Source organism: Nocardia sp. NPDC055165, from assembly GCF_053606985.1.
This window is the reverse complement of sequence record NZ_JBSGSS010000006.1, coordinates 244,755-264,738: the sequence shown is the minus strand read 5'-3', so window position 1 is coordinate 264,738 and position 19,984 is coordinate 244,755. Positions and strand designations below refer to the sequence as shown.

21 protein-coding genes are annotated in these 19,984 nt (G+C 67.9%); 12 read left to right on the top strand and 9 right to left on the bottom strand.

From position 1 onward, the window contains the following. Positions 1-33: 33 nt before the first annotated feature. From ACWFRF_RS15150 to ACWFRF_RS15125, 6 genes are all read left to right on the top strand, one after another. Positions 34-1,161: a TIGR03364 family FAD-dependent oxidoreductase gene (locus ACWFRF_RS15150; protein ID WP_452450432.1), complete on the top strand. Its 1,128-nt coding sequence runs from the start codon at positions 34-36 to the stop codon at positions 1,159-1,161. A 9-nt stretch (positions 1,162-1,170) separates the two neighbouring features. Next, the gene (locus ACWFRF_RS15145; protein WP_379314571.1) at positions 1,171-1,857 is read left to right on the top strand and encodes a phosphonatase-like hydrolase; all 687 of its coding nucleotides are present in this window, start codon (positions 1,171-1,173) and stop codon (positions 1,855-1,857) included. Between the two features lie 111 nt (positions 1,858-1,968). Continuing rightward, positions 1,969-3,015, top strand: coding sequence for a 2-aminoethylphosphonate ABC transporter substrate-binding protein (locus ACWFRF_RS15140; protein ID WP_452450430.1), 1,047 nt, complete (start codon positions 1,969-1,971; stop codon positions 3,013-3,015). 28 nt (positions 3,016-3,043) lie between these two features. Continuing rightward, positions 3,044-4,246 carry an ABC transporter ATP-binding protein gene (locus ACWFRF_RS15135; protein WP_452450428.1) on the top strand — a complete coding sequence of 401 codons (1,203 nt, stop codon included), beginning with the start codon at positions 3,044-3,046 and terminating at the stop codon, positions 4,244-4,246. 40 nt (positions 4,247-4,286) lie between these two features. Next, entirely contained in the window at positions 4,287-5,183 is an 897-nt protein-coding gene (locus ACWFRF_RS15130) for a 2-aminoethylphosphonate ABC transporter permease subunit (protein WP_452450426.1), read from the top strand. Next, entirely contained in the window at positions 5,180-5,983 is an 804-nt protein-coding gene (locus ACWFRF_RS15125; protein WP_452450424.1) for an ABC transporter permease, read from the top strand. Before ACWFRF_RS15130 ends, ACWFRF_RS15125 begins: the two co-directional genes overlap by 4 nt. A 6-nt stretch (positions 5,984-5,989) precedes the next feature. Here the strand turns inward: ACWFRF_RS15125 and ACWFRF_RS15120 are convergent, their stop codons facing one another. Together ACWFRF_RS15120 and ACWFRF_RS15115 are read right to left on the bottom strand one after the other, a co-directional pair. Next, entirely contained in the window at positions 5,990-6,754 is a 765-nt protein-coding gene (locus tag ACWFRF_RS15120; protein WP_452450422.1) for a glucose 1-dehydrogenase, read from the bottom strand. A gap of 134 nt (positions 6,755-6,888) precedes the next feature. After that, positions 6,889-7,749 carry a helix-turn-helix transcriptional regulator gene (locus ACWFRF_RS15115; protein WP_452450421.1) on the bottom strand — a complete coding sequence of 287 codons (861 nt, stop codon included), beginning with the start codon at positions 7,747-7,749 and terminating at the stop codon, positions 6,889-6,891. A gap of 742 nt (positions 7,750-8,491) precedes the next feature. On the opposite strand from ACWFRF_RS15115, the gene ACWFRF_RS15110 reads away from it, so the two are divergent. Continuing rightward, the gene (locus ACWFRF_RS15110) at positions 8,492-9,046 is read left to right on the top strand and encodes a hypothetical protein (RefSeq protein ID WP_452450419.1); all 555 of its coding nucleotides are present in this window, start codon (positions 8,492-8,494) and stop codon (positions 9,044-9,046) included. A gap of 196 nt (positions 9,047-9,242) precedes the next feature. Here the strand turns inward: ACWFRF_RS15110 and ACWFRF_RS15105 are convergent, their stop codons facing one another. From ACWFRF_RS15105 to ACWFRF_RS15095, 3 genes are all read right to left on the bottom strand, one after another. Continuing rightward, complete coding sequence (locus ACWFRF_RS15105) at positions 9,243-9,560, bottom strand: hypothetical protein (protein WP_378992253.1); 318 nt, start codon at positions 9,558-9,560, stop codon at positions 9,243-9,245. A gap of 135 nt (positions 9,561-9,695) precedes the next feature. Further along, positions 9,696-10,094, bottom strand: coding sequence for a PPOX class F420-dependent oxidoreductase (locus ACWFRF_RS15100; protein ID WP_378992255.1), 399 nt, complete (start codon positions 10,092-10,094; stop codon positions 9,696-9,698). A 27-nt stretch (positions 10,095-10,121) separates the two neighbouring features. Next, positions 10,122-10,598, bottom strand: a complete 477-nt coding sequence (locus ACWFRF_RS15095) for a DUF1772 domain-containing protein (protein WP_378626429.1) — start codon at positions 10,596-10,598, stop codon at positions 10,122-10,124. Positions 10,599-10,741: 143 nt separating this feature from the next. Here ACWFRF_RS15095 and ACWFRF_RS15090 point away from each other — a divergent pair, with 143 nt between their 5' ends. Further along, entirely contained in the window at positions 10,742-11,350 is a 609-nt protein-coding gene (locus tag ACWFRF_RS15090) for a DUF4126 domain-containing protein (RefSeq protein WP_452450416.1), read from the top strand. Between the two features lie 7 nt (positions 11,351-11,357). Here the strand turns inward: ACWFRF_RS15090 and ACWFRF_RS15085 are convergent, their stop codons facing one another. Continuing rightward, the gene (locus ACWFRF_RS15085) at positions 11,358-12,368 is read right to left on the bottom strand and encodes an LLM class flavin-dependent oxidoreductase (protein ID WP_378992258.1); all 1,011 of its coding nucleotides are present in this window, start codon (positions 12,366-12,368) and stop codon (positions 11,358-11,360) included. A gap of 109 nt (positions 12,369-12,477) precedes the next feature. Here ACWFRF_RS15085 and ACWFRF_RS15080 point away from each other — a divergent pair, with 109 nt between their 5' ends. The 4 genes from ACWFRF_RS15080 to ACWFRF_RS15065 all read left to right on the top strand — a co-directional run bounded on the left by ACWFRF_RS15080 (position 12,478) and on the right by ACWFRF_RS15065 (position 16,504). Beyond that, positions 12,478-12,954 (top strand): MarR family winged helix-turn-helix transcriptional regulator, encoded by a 477-nt coding sequence (locus tag ACWFRF_RS15080; RefSeq protein WP_452450415.1) that lies wholly within the window; start codon positions 12,478-12,480, stop codon positions 12,952-12,954. Between the two features lie 73 nt (positions 12,955-13,027). Next, a complete protein-coding gene (locus ACWFRF_RS15075; protein ID WP_379313282.1) occupies positions 13,028-14,458 on the top strand; it encodes a DHA2 family efflux MFS transporter permease subunit in 1,431 nt (476 codons plus the stop codon). A gap of 82 nt (positions 14,459-14,540) precedes the next feature. Beyond that, entirely contained in the window at positions 14,541-15,617 is a 1,077-nt protein-coding gene (locus tag ACWFRF_RS15070; RefSeq protein ID WP_379313283.1) for a class 1 fructose-bisphosphatase, read from the top strand. Between the two features lie 11 nt (positions 15,618-15,628). Continuing rightward, positions 15,629-16,504: a phosphoribulokinase gene (locus ACWFRF_RS15065; RefSeq protein WP_378992266.1), complete on the top strand. Its 876-nt coding sequence runs from the start codon at positions 15,629-15,631 to the stop codon at positions 16,502-16,504. 19 nt (positions 16,505-16,523) lie between these two features. Here the strand turns inward: ACWFRF_RS15065 and ACWFRF_RS15060 are convergent, their stop codons facing one another. The 3 genes from ACWFRF_RS15060 to rpe are packed head-to-tail and all read right to left on the bottom strand — an operon-like array spanning position 16,524 to position 19,926. After that, positions 16,524-17,213 (bottom strand): HAD family hydrolase, encoded by a 690-nt coding sequence (locus tag ACWFRF_RS15060; RefSeq protein ID WP_452450412.1) that lies wholly within the window; start codon positions 17,211-17,213, stop codon positions 16,524-16,526. Further along, positions 17,210-19,201, bottom strand: coding sequence for a transketolase (tkt, locus tag ACWFRF_RS15055; RefSeq protein ID WP_452450410.1), 1,992 nt, complete (start codon positions 19,199-19,201; stop codon positions 17,210-17,212). The genes ACWFRF_RS15060 and tkt overlap by 4 nt, the downstream gene beginning before the upstream one ends. Continuing rightward, the gene (gene rpe, locus ACWFRF_RS15050) at positions 19,201-19,926 is read right to left on the bottom strand and encodes a ribulose-phosphate 3-epimerase (RefSeq protein WP_452450408.1); all 726 of its coding nucleotides are present in this window, start codon (positions 19,924-19,926) and stop codon (positions 19,201-19,203) included. Before rpe ends, tkt begins: the two co-directional genes overlap by 1 nt. Positions 19,927-19,984 lie beyond the last annotated feature (58 nt).

Below are 19,984 nucleotides of genomic sequence, written 5' to 3'. Positions count from 1 at the left end.
TATCGGTCTAGACCATTTGCCACTATCGGTGGCATGCGATTGGTCATCATCGGTGGAGGGATCCTCGGCACCGCCCACGCCTGGGCGGCGATAGCCCGTGGACACGAGGTCGTGCACCTCGAACGCGAGCGCGAAGCCCGCGGCGCGACGGTCCGCAACTTCGGCCTGGTCTGGGTCTCGGGCCGGTCGGCGAACGAGCTGGAGCTGACGCTGCGTTCGCGCGAGCTGTGGGAGGAGATCGGCGGCCGGGTGGCCGGCGTCGGCTTCCGGCCCGCCGGTTCGATCACGCTGGTGCGTACCCCCGCCGAACTCGCTGTCGCCGAGGCCGCGGCTGCCGGCGACTCCGCCGATGCCCGTGGTTTCACCCTGCTCGACCCCGACCAGGTGCGCGCGATCAACCCGGCGGTGCGCGGCAAATACCTTGCGGGCCTGCACTGCTCGACCGATGCCGCCGTGGAGTCGCGGCAAGCGCTGCCCGCGCTGCGCGCCCACATGGCTGCCTCCGATCGCTACACCTTTCATGAGGGCACCGAGGCCCGCGCGGTCCTCGACACCGGTTCCGGCGCGGTGGTGGTCGACGATCACGGTCGCCACCACGAGGCCGACCTGGTCGTCCACTGCCCCGGCGCCGCCCACTCGGGGCTCACTCGTGAGCTGGCGGGCGAACTGCCGGTGCGCCGCGTGCGGCTGCAGATGATGCAGACCGCCCCGCTGGGCGAACCGCTCACCACCGCGATCGCCGACGGCGACAGCTTCCGCTACTACCCGGGTTTCGCGAGCCCGCAGCTGGATTCGCTGGCCGCCGAGCAATCGCAGACCGCGACCGCCGCCGAGCACAAGATGCAGCTGCTGTGCGTGCAGCGCCTGCACGGTGGCCTGACCATCGGCGACACCCACGAATATGTCGAGCCGTTCGCCTTCGACGTCGACGAAGCACCCTATGACCACCTCACCGAGGTGACCGAGGAATTGCTCGGCCGCAAGCTGCCGCCGATCGTGCGGCGCTGGGCGGGCGTCTACAGCCAGAGCGTCGACCCTGGAGCCGTCGTCACCCGGGTGCGCGCCGATACCAACGTCTGGGTCGTCACCGGCCCCGGCGGTCGCGGTATGACGCTCGGCCCCGCCATCGGCGAACAGACCGCCGACCAGATCGGACTGTGAGGAACACCTGTGTCGAACAACAAGATTCAGCTCGCCGCCCTCGACATGGCAGGCACCACCGTCGCCGACGGCGGGCTGGTGTTGCGCGCCTTCGAGAGTGCCGCCACCACCGCCGGGATCGAGCCCGAGGGCCCGCGCCGGGAACAGGCCCGCCGCTACGTGGTCGACACCATGGGCCAGTCCAAGATCGAGGTGTTCCGCGCGCTGCTCGACGGCGACGAGGCCGCCGCCCACCATGCCAACCGCGCCTTCGAAACCGCCTACGAAGCACTGGTCGACGAGGCCGATATCGCGCCGATCCCCGGTGCGGTGGACGCGATCACCGCACTGCGTGCGGCCGGTGTCCGGGTCGCGCTGACCACCGGATTCAGCCGGAGGACGCAGGACAAACTCCTCGCCGCGCTGGGCTGGGCCGACCTGGTCGACCTCACCCTCGCACCGTCCGACGCCGGACGCGGCCGCCCCTACCCCGACATGGTGCTGGCCGCCGCGCTGCGCCTGGGCGTCGACGCCGTCGACCGGATCGCCGTGCTCGGTGACACCACCAGCGATATCGCCACCGGCCTGGCCGCAGGCGCGGGCATCGTCGCGGGCACCCTCACCGGCGCGCACACCGCCGAGCAGCTGCGCGCCGCCGGCGCCACCCATGTCGTGGCGTCGGTCGCCGAGTTCCCGGCGCTGGTGCTCGCGCACTGAGAGCCGCTGCTCGCTCACGAACCTGCCGTCGCGGTATTCGCCGCGGCGTCGCCCTCCGATCCACCCGCCCCTGCGATTCCCCCGACATCTGAAACGAAAGTTGCTGTCATCGTGCGTACTTCCCTCACCGCGCGCCGCCTGTCCAAGGTCGCGCTGCTGCTGGCCGGCGTCACCGCCGTCGCGTTCACCGGCGCCTGCGGTGGCACCGGTACCGAATCCGCGGACGGCAAGACCGTCACCGTGTACTCCGCCGACGGTGTCGGTGGCTGGTACAAGTCCCAGTTCGCCGCGTTCACCAAGGAGACCGGCATCGCGGTCAACCTGGTGGAGGCGGGCTCCGGCGAGGTCGTGAACCGCGTCGACAAGGAACAGTCCAACCCGCAGGCCGACGTCGTCGTTACGCTGCCCCCGTTCATCCAGAAGGCCAAGCAGTCGGGTCTGCTGCAGCCCAGCGGCATCGACACCGCCGCTGTACCCCCCGCGGCCAAGGACGCCGAGGGCAGCTATGTGACCCTGGCCAACAACTTTCTGTGCTTCATCGCCAACCCCGCGGTCGACGCCTCGGCGCTCACCTGGGAAGACCTGCTGAAGCCGGAGTACAAGGGCAAGCTGCAGTACTCCACTCCCGGCCAGGCCGGTGACGGCACCGCGGTGCTGGTGCTGCTGCAGCAGCTGCGTGGCAAGCAGGCCGCCCTCGACTACCTGGCCGCGTTGCAGGCCAACAACGTCGGCCCGTCGTCCTCGACCGGCAAACTGCAGGCCAAGGTCGACAAGGGTGAGCTGCTCATCGCCAACGGCGACGTGCAGATGAACCTGACCACGGTGAAGGAGAAGGGCTCCAAGTTCACCGTCTTCTTCCCGGCCGCCGCCGGCAAGCGTTCCACCGTGGCCGTCCCGTACATGATGGGTCTGGCCAAGGGCGCGCCGCACAAGGACGACGCCACCAAGCTGATGAGCTTCCTGATGGCCCCGGCCGCGCAGGCGAAACTGGGCCCCGAGGCGTTCGCCGTGTCGCCCCGCACCGATGTGCCTGCCCCGGCCGACGGTGGTCCGGCCGCCACCATGACGGGTGTCGAGGTGGTCCCGGTCGACTGGAACAAGGTGCTCACCGAGCTGGACGCCGACGTCGCGGCGTACCAGAAGGCAACCGGCAGCTGACTGCGGCTGTGACACAAGGGAGTTGACGATGTCCGACGGTGACCTCCAGATGAGATCCGCCATGTCCGTGGCGGCAACCACCGAACCCGCGATCGTGTTCGACCGGGTCGGGGTCAGCTACGGCCGCGGCCGCAAGGCCGCCGTCGCGCTGGCCGATTTCACCCTGCGCGTCGCCGTCGGTGAGACTGTCGCGCTCCTCGGCCCGAGTGGTTCGGGCAAGTCGACCGCGCTCAAGGCGCTGGCCGGTTTCGTCCGGCCCACCTCGGGCGCGGTCCGCCTGGCGGGCCGCGACGTCACCGATCTCTCGCCCGCCAAGCGGGGGATCGGTGTCGTCGTGCAGTCCTACGCGTTGTTCCCGCACATGAGCGTGCACAGCAATGTGGCGTTCGGCCTGAAATCGCATCGGGTGCCGCGGGCGGAGATCGCCGCACGGGTCGCCGAGGCGCTCGACATGGTCGGCATGGGCGGCTACGCGCAGCGGCTCCCCCGTGAGTTGTCCGGTGGCCAGCAGCAGCGGGTGGCGATCGCCCGTGCGCTGGCCATCAAGCCCAGCGTCCTGCTGCTGGACGAGCCGCTCGCCGCGCTCGACGCGCAATTGCGCCATTCGATGCTCGGCGAGTTGCAGGCGTTGCGCAAAGCGCTGCCCGACACCGCGATGCTGTACGTGACCCATGACCAGGCCGAGGCGCTGGCGCTGGCGGATCGGATCGCGGTGATGCGCGATGCCCGTCTCGTCGACATCGACACGGCCGAAAACCTGTGGCAGCGCCCGCCCACCGACTTCACCGCGGGGTTCCTCGGCGGCGCGAACCTGGTGCCCTGCACCGTCAACCACGTCACCGGCACCGCGGCCCTTGTCACCGCGGGCACCAACACCCTGCGCGCCCAGGCGCCGCAACCCGGTGTGGGACCGGCGGAGTGGGCGCCCGACGACGACGCGCTGCTGTGTATCCGCCCGCACACGATCACCGTCGGCAAACCCGGCGAGCGGGACGCCTTGCGCGCCACTGTGTCGACCTCGGTATGGCGTGGTGCCACGACCAGGGTCGAGCTGTCGGTCGACGGGCTACCCGGCACGCTCGCGGCCGACGTATCGGGGCACTTCACGACCGAGGTCGGTGCCGTTGTCGGGGTGAAGCTTCCGGACCCGGCGGGTGTGCTCATCCCTCGTGCGATCGGCGAGACAGCCACTACGGCAGGCAGTTCCGTGCGCGCAGAGGATCAGCCATGAAAGCGCTCGTAGACGAACGGGGCATCAGCGAGGTGCTGTCGTGAGCGCTGTCGTTCTCGATCGGCCCGACGCGTCGCCGCCGTCGAAAGATCCCACACCTCGCCGGTCGTGGTTGCCGATCCTCTGGACCTTGCCGCCCGTGCTCGTGGTGCTCGGGATCGCGGGGTATCCGATTCTGCGGGTGCTCACCGAGTCCACCCAGACGCCGACCGGGCGCGGCACCGAGGTGTGGACGTCGGTACTCGGCTCCGAAGCGTTCCGGGAAGCGTTGTGGCGCACCGTTTCCATCGCCGTGTGTGCCACGGCGGGGTGTCTGGTGCTCGGCACGTTCCTGGCGATCGTGCTGGCCTTCGTGCCGTTTCCCGGATCCGGTCTGGTCGGCAGGCTCATCGACACGATCCTGACGTTGCCCTCGTTCCTGATCACCCTCGCCTTCACCTTCCTCTATGGGACGGCGGGCGCGGTGAATGCCCTGATCGCCGAATTGACCGGCGTCACCACACCGGTCATCGACTTTCTGACGACCCCGCTCGGTGTGATCCTGGCCGAGATCACCTACTTCACCCCGTTCGTGGTGCGCCCGGTGCTGGCCGCGTTCGCGCAGCTGCCCCGGGAACAGCTCGACGTGGCAGCGAGTCTCGGCGCTTCGCCGTGGCGGGTGCTGCGGCAGGTGGTACTGCCCGAGGCGTGGCCCGCGCTCGCGGCGGGCGGGTCGCTGGTGCTGCTGCTCACGCTCAACGAATTCGGCATCGTGTTGTTCACCGGCGCCAAGGGCGTCATCACGCTGCCCGCGCTGATCTACACCCGGGGCATCGTCACCTTCGACCTGCCCGGTGCGGCGGTGCTGGCCTCGGTGCAGGTGCTGCTCTCGCTGGGCCTCTACCTCGTCTACCGGTTCGTGTTCGCCCGGTTCATCGCCCGCCCGAAGGAGCAATGATCGTGCTCGTCTGGACTTCTCGCGGAAAAGCGCTGGTACTCGGCGTGTTCGGGCTGGTGGTCGCGGTGGTCTTCGTCGCCCCGATCACCACCGTGATCGCCGCCGCCCTGGCAGGCAGCTGGACCGGCCCACTGCCGTCGGACCTCGGCTTAACCAATATCGGCAACGCGCTCAGCGGTGAGCAGGCGGCGAGCCTCTCGGTGAGCCTGCAAACCGCCCTGCTCGCCGGCGCCATCTCCCTCATCCTCGGCACCTGGGCCGCTCTGGCCTCCCGCGCGGCGCCCACCTGGTTGCGCCGTCTCACCGACGCCGTCTTCCACCTCCCGGTCGCCGTCCCGTCGGTAGCAGTCGGTCTCGGCGTCCTCATCGCCTTCAACGAACGCCCGGTGCTCCTGGGCGGGACCAAATGGATCGTCATCGTCGCCCATACGGTCCTGGTTCTGGCCTACGCCTTCAGCGCCGTCTCCGCCGCCCTCGATCGGCTCGACCCCGCCTACCGGCAGGCCGCGGAATCCCTTGGCGCGGGACCTGTTCGCGTCCTCTGCCAGATCACCCTGCCGCTGCTGTTACCCGCTCTCGGCGCGGCAGCGGGCCTGGCGGTCGCCCTGTCCATGGGCGAGCTCGGCGCGACCATCATGGTCTACCCCGCCACCTGGAAGACGTTGCCCGTCAGCATCTTCGCGCAGACCGACCGCGGCGAAGTCTTCGACGCCGCGGCCGGAACCACGGTCCTGGTCGTGGTCACACTGGTGGTGCTGGTGGTGCTCGGCCGCATCCGCGGACGCGCCGCGCTGCGCTGAGCCGGCCTACCCCAGCGCCGATGCGCCGATTGCGGTGAGGCCGCCGTCCACGCGCAGGTCGTGGCCGTTGACGAAGGCGGCGTCGGCCGAGGCCAGGAAGGCGACGGCGGCGGCGACGTCTTCTGCGGTGCCGACGCGGCCCGCGGGGGACAGGGCCGCGACCCCCCGCTGAGCGGATTCGGAGAGCTCCGCGCGGAAGGCCGGGGTGTCGATGTAGCCGGGGCTGACCGCGTTCACCCGGATTCGCCGTGGCGCCAATTCCGCGGCGAGAGCGCGGGTCAGGTTGTGGACGGCCGCTTTGCTCGCGGAGTAGAGGGCAGAGCCCGAGACACCGAGGTGCAGGCCGAAGGAGGCATTGATGACGATCGAGGCATGGTCGGGGAGCAGCGGCAGAACCTTCTGAATGGTGAAGAAGGCGCCCTTGAGGTTGCTGCCGATCACCTGATCGAAGAGCTCGCCGGTGACCTGCTCGATCGTCTGGAACGAGCCGATGCCCGCGTTGGCGAACAGGAGATCGAGGTGCCCGAAGCGGTCGGCCACCGCCGCGGCGAGATCGTCGAGATCGTCGAGATCGGTGGCATCACCGGCGATTCCGTGCGCCTGTCCACCGAGCTCGGCGACCGACGCGTCGAGGCGCTTCTTGTCGCGTCCGGTCACCACGACCCGAGCCCCCTCCGCGATCAGACGATGCGCGGTAGCCAACCCCATCCCACTACTACCGCCCGTGATCAGCGCGGTCTTGCCATCGAATCGAGAACCGTTGTGCGTCATGAACTCAGCCTGGCGGGTGGCAGCCCGAGCAGGCAGTGCGCAGTTATCAGGGGTGTGCCACCACCAGGATCGACGGTACTGCGGGACGGTCGGCACTGTCGCGCCGATCCGGGTTCCGCACGCGCACCGGATCGCTACGCGGATTCGGAGAGGCGCAGTCGGGGGAGGGCAGCCAGGCGGTCGGCGGTGTCGGTGTTCGGTTTCGGGTTGTAGAGCACCAGTGACCAGTGGGGATGGTCGGCGACGGTGAGCGTGGTGGCGTCGAAGTAGAGATTTCCGGCCTCCGGGTGGTGCAGGGCGTTCACGGCTTGCACAGGCGCACCGACATCGTGTCGCTCCCAGAGCTCGGCGAACTCCGGCTCGGCAGCAGCGAGTTCGCTTGCTACGCGCTGGAATTCGTCGTCGTGCGGGACGAGGGCCGCGTCCGCGCGATAGGCGGCGACCACACCCGGTGCGGCATCGGACCACAGGTCGGGCAGCTCGCGATAACGAGGACTGGTGAAGAACGTGACCAGGCAATTGTGCGGCTCGCCATCGTCACACCCGAACACCCGCCCCGCGAGCACGTTGAACGCCACGATGTTCCAGTACCGATCCCGCACTACCGCGGGTCCACGCACCCACCCATCGATGAGCGCCCGAATCTCCGCGGTCACCTCCACCGCGGACCCCCGCGCCACCGGCGGATTGAGCCCGGCCAGCACATACAGATGCGTTCGCTCGGCCGCACTCAACCGCAACACCCCCGCCACCGCGTCGAGCACCTCCCCCGACACCCTGATGTCACGCCCCTGCTCCAACCAGGTGTACCAAGACACCCCGACCCCCGACAGCTGCGCCACCTCTTCGCGGCGCAGACCGGGCGTGCGCCGACGCGATCCCGGCAGTAGGCCCACATCACCCGGGGTGATCTTGGCGCGACGCGATGTCAGGAACGCACTGAGTTGGGCTCGGCGCTGGGTGCGCACCGAGCGCGTGTCGACCACTTCGCTCATCCCCCCATCGTCGTCGATAGCGATCCCGGTATCCAGGTGGTACCGGTACCCGGATTCGTGCGAAGTCTACGTTTGCCGCCGATGATCCAGCGGTTCCACGAGCAGTCCGGGTGATGCGCTGACGCAACAGGCAGGTGCAATGTGGTCGTGTCATTCGTGGGCGACTATTGCGGCGTCGAGCCACTGGACAGCTCTGTCGTAGTGATCGCGGTCGAACAGAATGGGGCCGAATGCCGTGTAGTCACGCGTGGTGCGGCAGGGTTGTTCGACGCAGTCCCACACGACAAGGTCGCCGGTCGGGCTTATGCGCGTCAGCAGCGGCCAGTAGCCCAATTCCACACAACTGCAGGCAAGTACGGGAGTCTTCTGTCTCATGCGGGAAGAGGACCCCTAGAAATGGTCCATCGCCGACTCGAGCCGGAAGAATAGTGGAACGAGACCGCCGTACGCGTCATCCGGCAGGCTCCATGCCGGTGCAGATTTCGACGGTGTCGATGGGATCAATCAGAGGGATGGTATCGATGCGGGGCATGATCCGGCGGACGTCGGGGCTCTGCGCCTGTCGCACTGGAATTGGTCTCCTCGTTCCGCTGCAACGACCTATCCGTGCTGCCACGTATGTGTTTCCGTGCCTACCCGGACGAGAAAACTGCTGGTCAGCATTACTTTTTGAAGGGTGTTGCCGACCGGCAGCGCATCGATACAGCCACCACTGCGCGGCACTCTCAAAGGAGAAATAGTCATGGCAAATGTGATCGTCGACGAAATGCGATGCCTGGCCGAAACCAACGAAGCCGGCTCGGATGACATCTACGTGATGACGTTCCGCGGCCGAATTCCGTCAAACGGCAGCGTAGCCACAGACACCGAGTTCACCGTCCACGGCGGGATCGACTACTGGGTCAACTTCAATAGCGGTGAGAAAGGTCGCCGCGGCGTTGTGCTCGCAGCATACGATCCAAGGTCCCTCTATGTTGTGCAGATGATCGAGAAGGACAATGGCCGCGATGTCTCCGGCAATGTGCGTGAGCTGTATAAATCTGGCCTCGAGTTGGCGTGGACCGCCGCGTTGGCCCGCACGATCGGGCATTCGGCCAGTGACCGGGTCGCCGTGCTTGTCAGCTCGATCACCAGCGCTATTCGAGGGCTCAACAGCCTCCATATGGAGTTTCCGAAGGGTAATGACGACGAGATCGGAGCGCCACGGCGCCTGATCCTGCCGGCGGGCAACCCCTCGGCAGTTTTGCACTTCGTTGGAGATGGCGGTCATTACCGGACCGCCGTCAGGGTGGCCTGATCAGGCTGCGGTATCGGACAAAGCGTCCCGGACCCCGGTGAGGCCAGGTTTGCCTCTCCGGGGTTTTCGCGATGACCCGAGGGAACTGGGTGAAGGCCTGCCCATGCTGTTCGTGTCGCCGGGTGGATGCCGCACTGACCATGAATCCACGGTAACAACGGGGCGAGTGGGGTGCTGCTCGATCGCGGTGCGTGGCCTACGCCTGAATGACCTCGATGCCCACCAGGGCGTTGAGCGAGTCGCAGCTGGCCCACGACTGGTTCTGTCCGTATTGCGCGGGGCCGTACTTCCAGTAGACGAACGGGACCGGCCACGCGACGCAGGTGAGTTTCACCTGGTGCCAGGTCGGCAGTTCGCAATTGGCCATTCCGCCGGTGTTGAAGATGTTGTAAACGTGACAGTTGGCCTGCCACACCGGAACGTCGGCCTGGGCCACGCCGCCACCGACGATGACGGCGGAAGCGGTGGCGGTGGCAACGATGGCACCGGCGGCGAGTCTCTTCACAGAAAGCATGTCGAACCTCCTGAATTGATGTTGTCTGAGAAATCGCCGGGTGATCGAAAACGTTACTCGGATGACTGCCGTGGGGCCGATATTCCTGTGTTTCGACTTGTCGAGACAAGTTGCTGATGATGAGCCGAGCCTCCTCTATTCGGCGGCGCGACTGGTGAAGTCGAAGGATCCGCCGTCGATGCCCCAGGAGATGATCCGCTCGGGGTGGATTCGGATGATCGCGCGTTCCTGGTGTTCGAACGGTGGCTGCTCGTCGTCGAGCGCTTCGGCGGTGCCGCGTACCTCGATGCCGCGAATCACGTACGGCTCCCAGGAAACCTGTTGGTCGATGACGAACGAGACCCGGCTGCCCGCTTCGACATTGCGGTATTTCCGGCTGCCGCGCATCCGCATACCCCCGATATCGATCGTGCCGTCGGCGTTCACCCGATAGCCGGTCGGGTTGTTCTGCACAATGCCGTCGGGCGACACCGTGGCCAGCCGGCCGATCCCGGCCTCTGCGAGGAACTGCTGTTCATTGCTGGTGAAACTCATGACGGATTCTCCTCGGTGAATTCGATATCAGAACAGGATCAGCGCGGCGCACAGTCCGGCGATGGCGACGAACTGGAGGGTGACGCGGTACTTCAGGATGCTGTCCCACTTGTCCTGCAGCGCACGGGCATCGGCCGGAATGACGCCGCTCTGGGCGGCGGCGGTCTGCCTGGCATTGATCGGCTTGGCGATGCGGACGTAGAGGGCGAGCCAGGTGAGCAGTGCCGCCACCGCGATCCCCGCCGCGACCGCGGCGCCGATCTGGCCGGCCAGCAGTGCGATGAGCAGGGTGAGCACCGCGGTGATCACACCGCCCGCACCGACCACCGGCATGCGCCGGTCGCCGTAGTAGTGGCCCCACCCCGCGCTGATGGTGACGGTCGCGTCATCGAGCTTGCGGTACACCGACCGCATGATCACGGCCGCGCAGACATCGGTGCCGTAGACGACGGCATTGGCGAGCACAGCGGCGGTGGCGATGATCTGGCCGGTGACGATGAGCATTTCGGCTTTCCTTCCTCGATATCTAGCAGCGCTAGATGATGGAGCAAAGGTAACAGTTGCTCGCTAGCTTGTCTAGCGCTGCTAGATATCGCCGCTGCACGTCCTTGCCGCGCGGTGTCGGCAGGCGGGCTTAGTCTGAGCGGGTGTCGGTGCTCCCTCTGATCTTCACCGCGGGCTGGGCCAGCGGTATCAACGCGTACGCGGTGGTGTTTCTGCTGGGTTTGTTCGGTCGGATCGGGTGGGCCGGCGATGTGCCGCCGGGGCTGCAGCGCACCGATGTGCTCGTCGCCGCCGGGGTGCTGTTCCTGATCGAGGCGGTCGCGGACAAGATCCCGTACCTCGACTCGTTCTGGGACGCGGTGCACACGGTGGTGCGGCCCGCGTCGGGCGCGGTCGTCTCGGCGCTGATCGCGGGGCAGGATGATTCATTGCCCACGATGTTCGCCGCGGCGGTGGGTGGCACGACCGCCCTGCTCAGCCACATCGTCAAAGCGGGCACCCGGATGGCGATCAACACCTCGCCGGAACCGGTCACCAATATCGCGGTGAGCACCGCCGAGGACCTCACGGTCGGCGGCGTTCTCACCCTCGCGGTGTTCTTCCCGGTGCTGGCCGCGGTGATCGCCGCGGTCCTGTTGGGCATCGGTTTGTGGGTGGTCTATCTGTGCGCCAGCCGAATCAGCCGTTACCGCCGACGAAGGCGAGAACGCCGGGCCGCCCGGACCACCGGCGTCGACCCAGCGCTCGAATAGACCCTGCTCACCGCACCTGCGGGGCCACCTTCGTGCCCAGCAGTTCGATGCTGTGCAGCACCTGCTCGGGCGGCAGCGTCCCGACGCTGGTGTGCAGCATGAAGCGGTCGAGGCCGAGGGTGTCGCGGACCTCGGCGATCTTGCCTGCCACGTAGTCGGGGGTGCCGACGAACAGGGAACCGCTCTGCGAACGCAGCGCGTCGAACTGTTCGCGCGTCATCGGTCCCCAGCCGCGCTCCCGGCCGATAACCGACATCGCCCCGGCGTAGGGCTGGTAGAACTCGGCGACTGCCTGGGCGTCGGTGTCGGCGACATACCCGTGCGCGTGCACCGCGACGGGCTGCTTCTCGTGGCCGCCTTCGGTCAGCGCCCGGTGATACAGCTCGACCAGCGGCTTGAACCGTGCCGGCTGACCGCCGATGATCGCGAGGGCGAGCGGTAGACCCAGCAGCCCGGCGCGGATCACCGATTCGGGACTGCCGCCGACCGCGATCCACACCGGCAGCGGCCGATCATCGGTGCGCGGATACACCGTGGCGTCGTGCAGCGGTGCCCGGAATCGCCCGGTCCACGTGACCGGGCCTTCCTCGCGTACCCGCAGCAGCAGTGCCAGCTTCTCTTCGAAGAGCGCGTCGTAATCGGACAGGTCGTAGCCGAACAGCGGGAACGACTCCGTGAACGACCCGCGCCCCGCCATCAACTCCGCGCGCCCGTTCGACAGCCCGTCGAGCGTGGCGAAGTCCTGGTATACGCGCACCGGGTCGTCGGAGCTGAGCACGGTCACCGCGCTGGTCAACTGGATGCGCTCGGTCCTGGCGGCCGCGGCGGCCAGGACGACAGCGGGGGAGGACGCGGCGAAATCCCGGCGATGATGTTCACCCACGCCGTACACATCGAGCCCGGCGGCCTCGGTCGCGACGGCCTCGTCGACCACCTGGCGCAGCCGCTCGGCGGCGGTCGGCGCGGGCCGGTCGCCGGTCGGGTACAGCTCGGCGAAGGTGGTGAGCCCCAGTTCCATGTGAACCTCTTTTCGGGATGTGGTCCCCATCTAAACGGACCGCAGTCCGATAACATTCCCGACTTATGGATGTATGCGGATTATCTATGACAAAACTATAATGAGCGGTATGACCGCTCTGGCGACCGCGCGCGCCGAACCCGACCTGTCCTTCCTGCTCGACCGGACCAGCCACGTCCTGCGCACGCAGATGGCAGCGGCGCTGGCCGAGATCGGGCTGACGGCCCGCATGCACTGCGTGCTGGTCCACGCGCTGGAGGCTGAGCGCACCCAGGCTCAGCTCGCCGAGCTCGGCGATATGGACAAGACGACCATGGTCGTCACCGTCGACGCGCTGGAGAAGGCGGGTCTGGCCGAACGGAAGCCGTCGAGCGCCGACCGTCGCGCGCGCATCATCTCGGTGACTCCGGCCGGTGCCGAACTTGCCGCGCGCAGTACCGAGATCGTCGACGGCGTCCATCGGGGGGCGCTCGGCTCGCTGCCGAAGGCGGAGCGTGAGTCCCTGTTGCGTGCACTGAATCACCTGGTGGAAGGGCATCTGTCGACTGCGGTCGACGCTGCGCCCGCGCGTCGCGCGAGGCAATAGTCCGTTATAGATTGTCTGCTACGGAACTATCTAGTACGGTCTCTCTTGTTCGCTTCGAGCAGGAGATGACCCCATGACCAAGTCCCAGCGCACCGCTCTCGCGGTGCTGTCGGCCGCGATGCTGATGACCATCCTCGACGGCAGCATCGTGACCGTCGCCATGCCGGCGATCCAGGAGGACCTCGGCTTCTCGCCGGCCGGCCTGAGCTGGACCGTGAACGCCTACCTGATCGCTTTCGGCGGTCTGCTCCTGCTGGCGGGACGCCTCGGCGACCTGATCGGGCGCAAGACGATGTTCATCACCGGCACCGTCGTCTTCACCGCGGCCTCGGTGCTGGCAGGCGTCGCGACCACCCCCGCCGTGCTGGTCGGGGCCCGATTCCTGCAGGGCGTCGGCAGCGCGATCGCCGCCTCGGTGGTCCTCGGCATCCTGGTGACGATCTTCACCGAACCCCGCCAACGCGCAACGGCCATCGGTGTTTTCAGCTTCACGGGCGCCGCGGGCGCCTCGATCGGACAGGTGCTCGGCGGTGTGCTCACCGACGCGCTGAACTGGCACTGGATCTTCCTGATCAACGTGCCGATCGGCGTGCTGACCGTGCTGGTGGCGGTGCGAGCGCTGCCCGCCGACCGCGGCCTCGGCTGGTCCGCCGGCGCCGATGTACTGGGTGCGGCCCTGGTTACCGTCGGTCTGATGCTCGGCATCTACACCGTCGTCGAAGTCGAACGCTACGGCTGGGTCTCGGCGCACACTCTCGGCCTCGGCGCACTCGCCGCCGCACTGCTCGCGGCCTTCGTCCTCCGTCAGGCCACCGCGACCAACCCGCTGCTGCCGTTGCGAATCTTTCGCTCCCGCACGGTATCCGGCGCCAATGTGGTCCAGATGCTCACTCTCGCGGCCATGTTCGCCTTCCAGATCATCGTCGCGCTCTACCTGCAGAAGGTGCTGGGCTACAACGCCGTGCAGACCGGCCTGGCCATGCTGCCCGCCGCCGTCGCCATCGGCGGGGTGTCGCTGTTCGCCTCTGCCCGCCTGATCACCCGCTTCGGTGAGCGGGCCGTGCTCATCGCGGGTCTGTCCCTGTTGCTGGCCGGGATGTCGTGGCTGACGCGGCTTCCGGTCGATGCCGGCTACCTCACCGACGTGCTGCCGGTGATGGTGGCCGTCTCCGGTGGCGGGCTGGTGCTGCCCGCACTCACCGCGCTGGGCATGTCGGGCGCCGACGCCGACGACGCCGGCCTGGCCTCGGGGCTGTTCAACACCACCCAGCAGGTCGGCATGGCGATCGGCGTCGCGGTGTTGTCCACCCTCGCCGCCGCACGGACCGGCACCGAACTGGTGGCCGGAGCGTCCGACGCTGCCGCTCTGACCAGCGGATACCGGCTGGCGTTCACGGTCGCGGCCGGACTGCTCGCCGCGGCCCTGGTCGTCGGCGTCACCGTGCTGCGCAAGCGGCACACGTCCGAGGAGGCAACGGCCGCGCAAGCGGTCCCGGCCTTCTGACGCGACGAATCGCGGTAACCACCCCCGCGATTCACCCCCCGGGTGGATGTCCGCCCGGGGGGTTCGGTGGTGTCCTCGAAAGATGCTGACCGATCGCACGACGTTGACCCAATTCCTCATCGAAGAGCGCAGGCGCCATCCCGGTTCCAGCGGTGAGCTCAATTCCCTGATCCTCGACGTCGCGCTGGCCTGCAAGGCGATCTCCAAGCGCATCGCCTCCGGTGCGCTCACCGGCGTCCTCGGCGGCGCCGGTGTGGTGAATGTGCAGGGTGAGCAGCAGCAGAAGCTCGACGTGGTCGCCAACGAGCTGTTCCTGCGCGCCAACGAATGGGGCGGCCAGCTGGCGGGAATGGTGTCGGAGGAGCTCGACGACCCGTATGCGATCCCGCCCGATTATCCGCGCGGCAAATACCTGCTGGCGTTCGATCCGCTCGACGGTTCGTCCAATATCGACGTGAATGTCGCTGTGGGCAGCATCTTTTCGATTCTGCGCGCCCCGAACCCCGGCATCGACGCGACGACGGTGGACTTCCTGCAGCCCGGCACCGAGCAGGTCGCCGCAGGCTACGCGATCTATGGCCCCGCGACGCAACTCGTGCTCACCGTCGGCACCGGCGTGCACGCCTTCACTCTCGATCCCGAACTGGGCGAGTTCTTCCTGACCGGGCAGAACCTGCGGCTGTCGGAGTCCACCTCGGAGTACGCGGTCAACAGTTCCAACCGGCGATTCTGGGAACCGGCCGTGCGCCGCTACATCGACGAATGCCTGGCGGGCGCGACGGGTCCGCGCGAGAAGGACTTCAACATGCGCTGGGTGGCGTCGCTGGTGGTCGAAACCCACCGCATCCTGACCCGGGGCGGGGTGTTCCTGTACCCGCGCGACTCGAAGGACCCAGCCAAGGCGGGCAGATTGCGGCTGCTCTACGAGGCCAACCCCATCGCCTTTCTGATCGAGCAGGCCGGCGGCCTGGCCTCGACCGGTCGCGAGCGCATCCTCGACGTCGCCCCCACCGAACTGCACCAGCGGATCGCGTTCATTTTCGGTTCCCGCGACGAGGTAGCGCGCATCGTGAGGTACCACGCCGACGCGGCCGAGGAGCCCGACGGCCAGTGGAGTCCGCTGTTCGGTCTCCGCGGTCTCTACCGTTCCACCACCTGAGGAGGAGATTCATGTCCGCCAAGCACCCTGTCGTCGCCATCACCGGGTCATCCGGTGCCGGAACAACGTCGGTGATGCGCACGTTCGATTCGATCTTCCGCAGGGAAGGCATCGACGCCGCGTACGTCGAGGGCGACAGCTTCCACAGGTTCGACCGGGCCGGCATGAAGGAGGAGCTGGCGCGAGCGCTGTCGGACGGTGACCACACCTTCAGCCATTTCGGCGCGGAGGCCAACCTGTTCGAAGACCTCGAGAAGCTGTTCCGCGGCTACGGCGAGACCGGTACGGGCCGGGTACGAAAGTACCTGCACGACAAGGAGGAAGCGGCGCCCTACGACCAGGAACCCGGCACCTTCACACCGTGGGAGGACCTGCGCCCCGGCACCGACCTGCTGTTCTACGAGGGCCTACACGGGGCGGTCGCCAACGAACAGGTCGACGTGGCACAGTACGCGGACCTGCTCATCGGGGTGGTGCCGGTGATCAACCTCGAGTGGACCCAGAAGCTGCACCGCGACAAGGACAAGCGCGGCTACTCCACCGAGGCGGTGACCGAGACGATCCTGCGCCGCATGCACGACTACGTGAATTTCATGTGCCCGCAGTTCTCCCGCACCCATGTGAACTTCCAGCGGGTTCCCGTGGTCGACACATCGAATCCCTTTGTGGCCCGGACTATTCCGACGCCAGATGAGTCGATGCTGGTAATCCGGTTCGCCGACCCGCACGGCATCGACTTCCCGTATCTGCTGTCGATGCTGCACGACTCGTTCATGTCGCGCCCGAACACGATCGTGTGTCCGGGCGGGAAAATGGACCTGGCGATGCAGCTGATCTTCACGCCGATGCTGTTGCGGCTCATGGAACGTCGCGGCCGCACGCGCTGAGCCCGATTCGACGGCCACCTCAGGCGAGGTGGCCGTCGAACCATGTCACCAGCTCCGGGTCGTCGAGCCCGTCGGCGACCAGCACTGCCGCCGAGAGGTCGTCGGTGCGCGTGTAGGCGTTCTGGGCGGCCACGCACCGCAGTCCCGCGGCCACCGCCGACCGCACGCCGTTGGACGAGTCCTCCACGGCCACTGCTTGATCGGGGGACAGTCCGGTCTGGATCAGGACATCCAGATACACCGCGGGGCTCGGCTTCAGGACGGGCACTTCGGTGCCGGTGGTCACGGTGTCGAACGGCTCACCGAAAGCGTGCTTCAGCAAGGGTTCGACCCACGCGCGGGTGCCGGTGGTCGCCACGTGCAATCGGACACCGTGCGACCGGAGCCGTTCGATCAGTTCCCGCGCGCCCGGACGGGCACAGATGTGCCCGTCCGCTGCCATCTGCCGCATGATGCGGGTCTTGGTGCGGTGCACCTGATGCGCGAGCGCCCGCGCTTGCTCGACGGGCCTGCCCTGCTGTTCGAACCAGAACGCCAGCCGTTGCGCGCCCCCGGCCACCTTCAGCAGCTTCCCGTACTCCTCGACCGCCCAGCGATCCGGAAGACCCGCCTCGGCGAAGGCCGCGTTGAAAGCCACCCGATGGCCGTCGCGCTCGCTGTCGACCAGGGTGCCGTCGACGTCGAAGATCACCGCCCGCAGTCGAGTCACGGCGCACCGTCGAGGTATTCGCGAATCCGGTCGAGTACGGCGCGCACGGTGAATCCGTGACGGGCCATGACCTCGTCGCCGGGGCCGCTGTGCCCGAAGTCGTCGATCCCGATCGCCAGGTCGACCAGCCCGGTCCAGCCCGCCGTACTTCCCGCCTCGATGCTGATGGTGTGCGCCGCGGCGTCGCGGGTGAAGCGCGTCCGATCCATCACCGACACCACCCGCACGGCGAACCCTTCTGCCCGTAGCTGCTCGGCGGCGGCGACCGCCAGTGCGACTTCCGAACCGGTAGCGGCGATGTGGATGCTGGGAAGCGCTGCTGTGGATGGTCTGCCTGCCACCGTGCCGACCGCGTCGGCTCTCGAGAGCGCACTATCGGGCCAGGTAGCACTCTCCGCGAGTTCCAGCTGGGGCAGTGACTGGCGGGACAGGATCAGCGCGGTCGGTCCGTCGACCCGGCTCAGCGCGAGTTCCCAAGCGAGAGCGGTCTGCGCATCGTCGGCCGGTCGCAACACCTGCAGCCCCGGAATCACCCGGAGCGACTCGATCTGCTCGACGGGTTGATGTGTCGGCCCGTCCTCGCCGACCGCGACGGAATCGTGGGTGAGAACATAGATCACCGGCTGCCCCATCAGCGCCGACAGCCGCAGGGCGGGACGCAGATAGTCGGCGAACACCAGGAACGTACTGCCGAAGACCCGGAACCCGCCGTGCAGGCTCATCCCGTTCAGAATCGCCGCCATCCCGAACTCGCGAATACCGAAAGCGACAGCGCTGGAACTGAAGTCGTCGCGATGCACCACCTCGCCGCACACGGTGCCGGTCGACCCGGCCAGGTCGGCCGACCCGCCCACCAATTCCGGCATCACCGACAGCGCCGCGTGCAAACACGCCTGCGAGGACTGCCGGGTGGCGCGCGGTGCCCGCGCGGCCACGGTTTCCAGCGCGTCCGGCAAACCCGCAGGCAGCAGTCGCGCACGGGCGCGCCGGAACTCGGCGGCGCGCACCGGCGCGACGGCGTCGAACGCCGCGAACTCCTCGAGCCAGGTCGCATGCTCCGCACCACCGAGCGCGGCCAGCACCGCGCACGTCGACTCGACCTGCTCGGGCACGGTGAACGGCGGAAGAGTCCATCCCGCCAGCTCTTTGGCCTGTGCGAGTCGTTGGGCGCCCAGCGGCGAGCCGTGCGCCTTCGCCGTTCCGGCGACGCCGGGCGCACCGTGACCGATCACCGTGCGCACCGCGAGAAAGCTCGGCCGGGGGTCACACTTCGCCCGGGTCAGCGCGGCGTCGATCGCCTCGATATCGGTCCCGTCCGGCACCACTTCGGTATGCCACCCATAGGCCGCGAACCGCGCCACCTGATCGTCACCGCACGAGCGCCCGACCGCGCCGTCGATGGTGATCTCGTTGTCGTCCCACAGCACGGTCAACCCGCCGAGCCCCAAATGCCCTGCGAACGAGGCGACTTCGTGACTGACACCTTCCATCAGGCAGCCGTCGCCGACGATCGCGTAGGTGCGATGACCGGTGATCTCCGGATACCGGGCGGCGGTCATCCGCTCGGCGAGGGCCATGCCCACCGCCATCGCCAGCCCCTGACCCAACGGGCCGGTGGTGCACTCCACGCCGGGCGTCTGCCCGAACTCGGGATGACCCGGCGTCCGCGACCCCAGTTGCCGGAAGCGCCGCAGTTCCTCGACGGGCAGGTCGTAGCCGAACAGGTGCAACAGTCCGTACAGCAGCGCCGACCCGTGTCCGGCCGAGAGCACGAACCGGTCCCGATCGGCCCACTCGGGATCGGCCGGGTCATGGCGCAGGTGCCGGCTCCACAGCGTCCACGCCATCGGCGCCGCCCCCATCGGCATGCCGGGGTGACCCGACTGCGCGGCCTCCACCATGTCGGCCGCGAGGAAGCGCAGGGTGTCGACGGCGAGCTGGTCGGTCTCCACCGACGGCGTGAAAGTCGTTGGCGCGATATCGGTCATCAGGCTGCCGCTCCCGCGACGGTGGCGGCATCGCGAAGCCGCTTGACCGCGGCCGCCTTGCCTTCGGGGCAGCCGTACATCCACGATCCCGAGATGAACACGTCGGCGCCGGCTGCGGCCGCCCCGCCGATCGTGTCGCCGGTGATCCCGCCGTCCACTTCGAGCTCGATGGAGTACCCGGACTCGTCGATCATCCGGCGCAACCGCGCGATCTTCGATTCCACGGCCGGAATGTAGGCCTGCCCACCGAAACCCGGATTCACGGTCATGGCCAGGATCAGGTCGGTCTCGGCCAGCACGTGCGCGACGACCTCGGCGGGGGTGTGCGGATTCACCGCGACACCGCTGCGCGCGCCCAGTTCGCGGATCCTGGCGAGCGTGCGATGCAGATGCGTACAGGCTTCGGCGTGCACGATGATCAGCTCGCAACCCGCGTCGACGTACGTGCTGAGCAGCCCATCGGGATTCACCACCATGAGGTGCGCCTCGAACCCCACGGTGCTGTGCGAACGCGCCGACGCGATGACATCGGGACCGAAGGTGAGGTTGGGGACGAACACGCCGTCCATCACGTCCCATTGGATCCGGTCGACGCCCGCCGCGCACAGATCGCGCACTTCTTCACCGAGGCAGGCGAAATCGGCGGGCAAGACCGACGGCACTATGAGCGGCCGACGAACTGAGGACTCCGGCATGGCGCGGCCTTTCTGATCGGGTCCGTTCATCGGACCGCACCGGCGTACCCGCCGCACTCCCCCTCGGGGGTGGCGGCCCGGGTGAGAT

Coding starts and splice junctions, on each gene's coding strand:
- rpe (WP_452450408.1), bottom strand. CDS start 19,926: ATGAACGGACCCGATCAGAAAGGCCGCGCCATGCCGGAGTCCTCAGTT.
- ACWFRF_RS15075 (WP_379313282.1), top strand. CDS start 13,028: ATGACCAAGTCCCAGCGCACCGCTCTCGCGGTGCTGTCGGCCGCGATG.
- ACWFRF_RS15085 (WP_378992258.1), bottom strand. CDS start 12,368: ATGGAACTGGGGCTCACCACCTTCGCCGAGCTGTACCCGACCGGCGAC.
- ACWFRF_RS15125 (WP_452450424.1), top strand. CDS start 5,180: ATGATCGTGCTCGTCTGGACTTCTCGCGGAAAAGCGCTGGTACTCGGC.
- ACWFRF_RS15070 (WP_379313283.1), top strand. CDS start 14,541: ATGCTGACCGATCGCACGACGTTGACCCAATTCCTCATCGAAGAGCGC.
- ACWFRF_RS15150 (WP_452450432.1), top strand. CDS start 34: ATGCGATTGGTCATCATCGGTGGAGGGATCCTCGGCACCGCCCACGCC.
- ACWFRF_RS15115 (WP_452450421.1), bottom strand. CDS start 7,749: ATGAGCGAAGTGGTCGACACGCGCTCGGTGCGCACCCAGCGCCGAGCC.
- ACWFRF_RS15105 (WP_378992253.1), bottom strand. CDS start 9,560: ATGCTTTCTGTGAAGAGACTCGCCGCCGGTGCCATCGTTGCCACCGCC.
- tkt (WP_452450410.1), bottom strand. CDS start 19,201: ATGACCGATATCGCGCCAACGACTTTCACGCCGTCGGTGGAGACCGAC.
- ACWFRF_RS15065 (WP_378992266.1), top strand. CDS start 15,629: ATGTCCGCCAAGCACCCTGTCGTCGCCATCACCGGGTCATCCGGTGCC.
- ACWFRF_RS15135 (WP_452450428.1), top strand. CDS start 3,044: ATGTCCGACGGTGACCTCCAGATGAGATCCGCCATGTCCGTGGCGGCA.
- ACWFRF_RS15080 (WP_452450415.1), top strand. CDS start 12,478: ATGACCGCTCTGGCGACCGCGCGCGCCGAACCCGACCTGTCCTTCCTG.
- ACWFRF_RS15120 (WP_452450422.1), bottom strand. CDS start 6,754: ATGACGCACAACGGTTCTCGATTCGATGGCAAGACCGCGCTGATCACG.
- ACWFRF_RS15100 (WP_378992255.1), bottom strand. CDS start 10,094: ATGAGTTTCACCAGCAATGAACAGCAGTTCCTCGCAGAGGCCGGGATC.
- ACWFRF_RS15110 (WP_452450419.1), top strand. CDS start 8,492: ATGGCAAATGTGATCGTCGACGAAATGCGATGCCTGGCCGAAACCAAC.
- ACWFRF_RS15095 (WP_378626429.1), bottom strand. CDS start 10,598: ATGCTCATCGTCACCGGCCAGATCATCGCCACCGCCGCTGTGCTCGCC.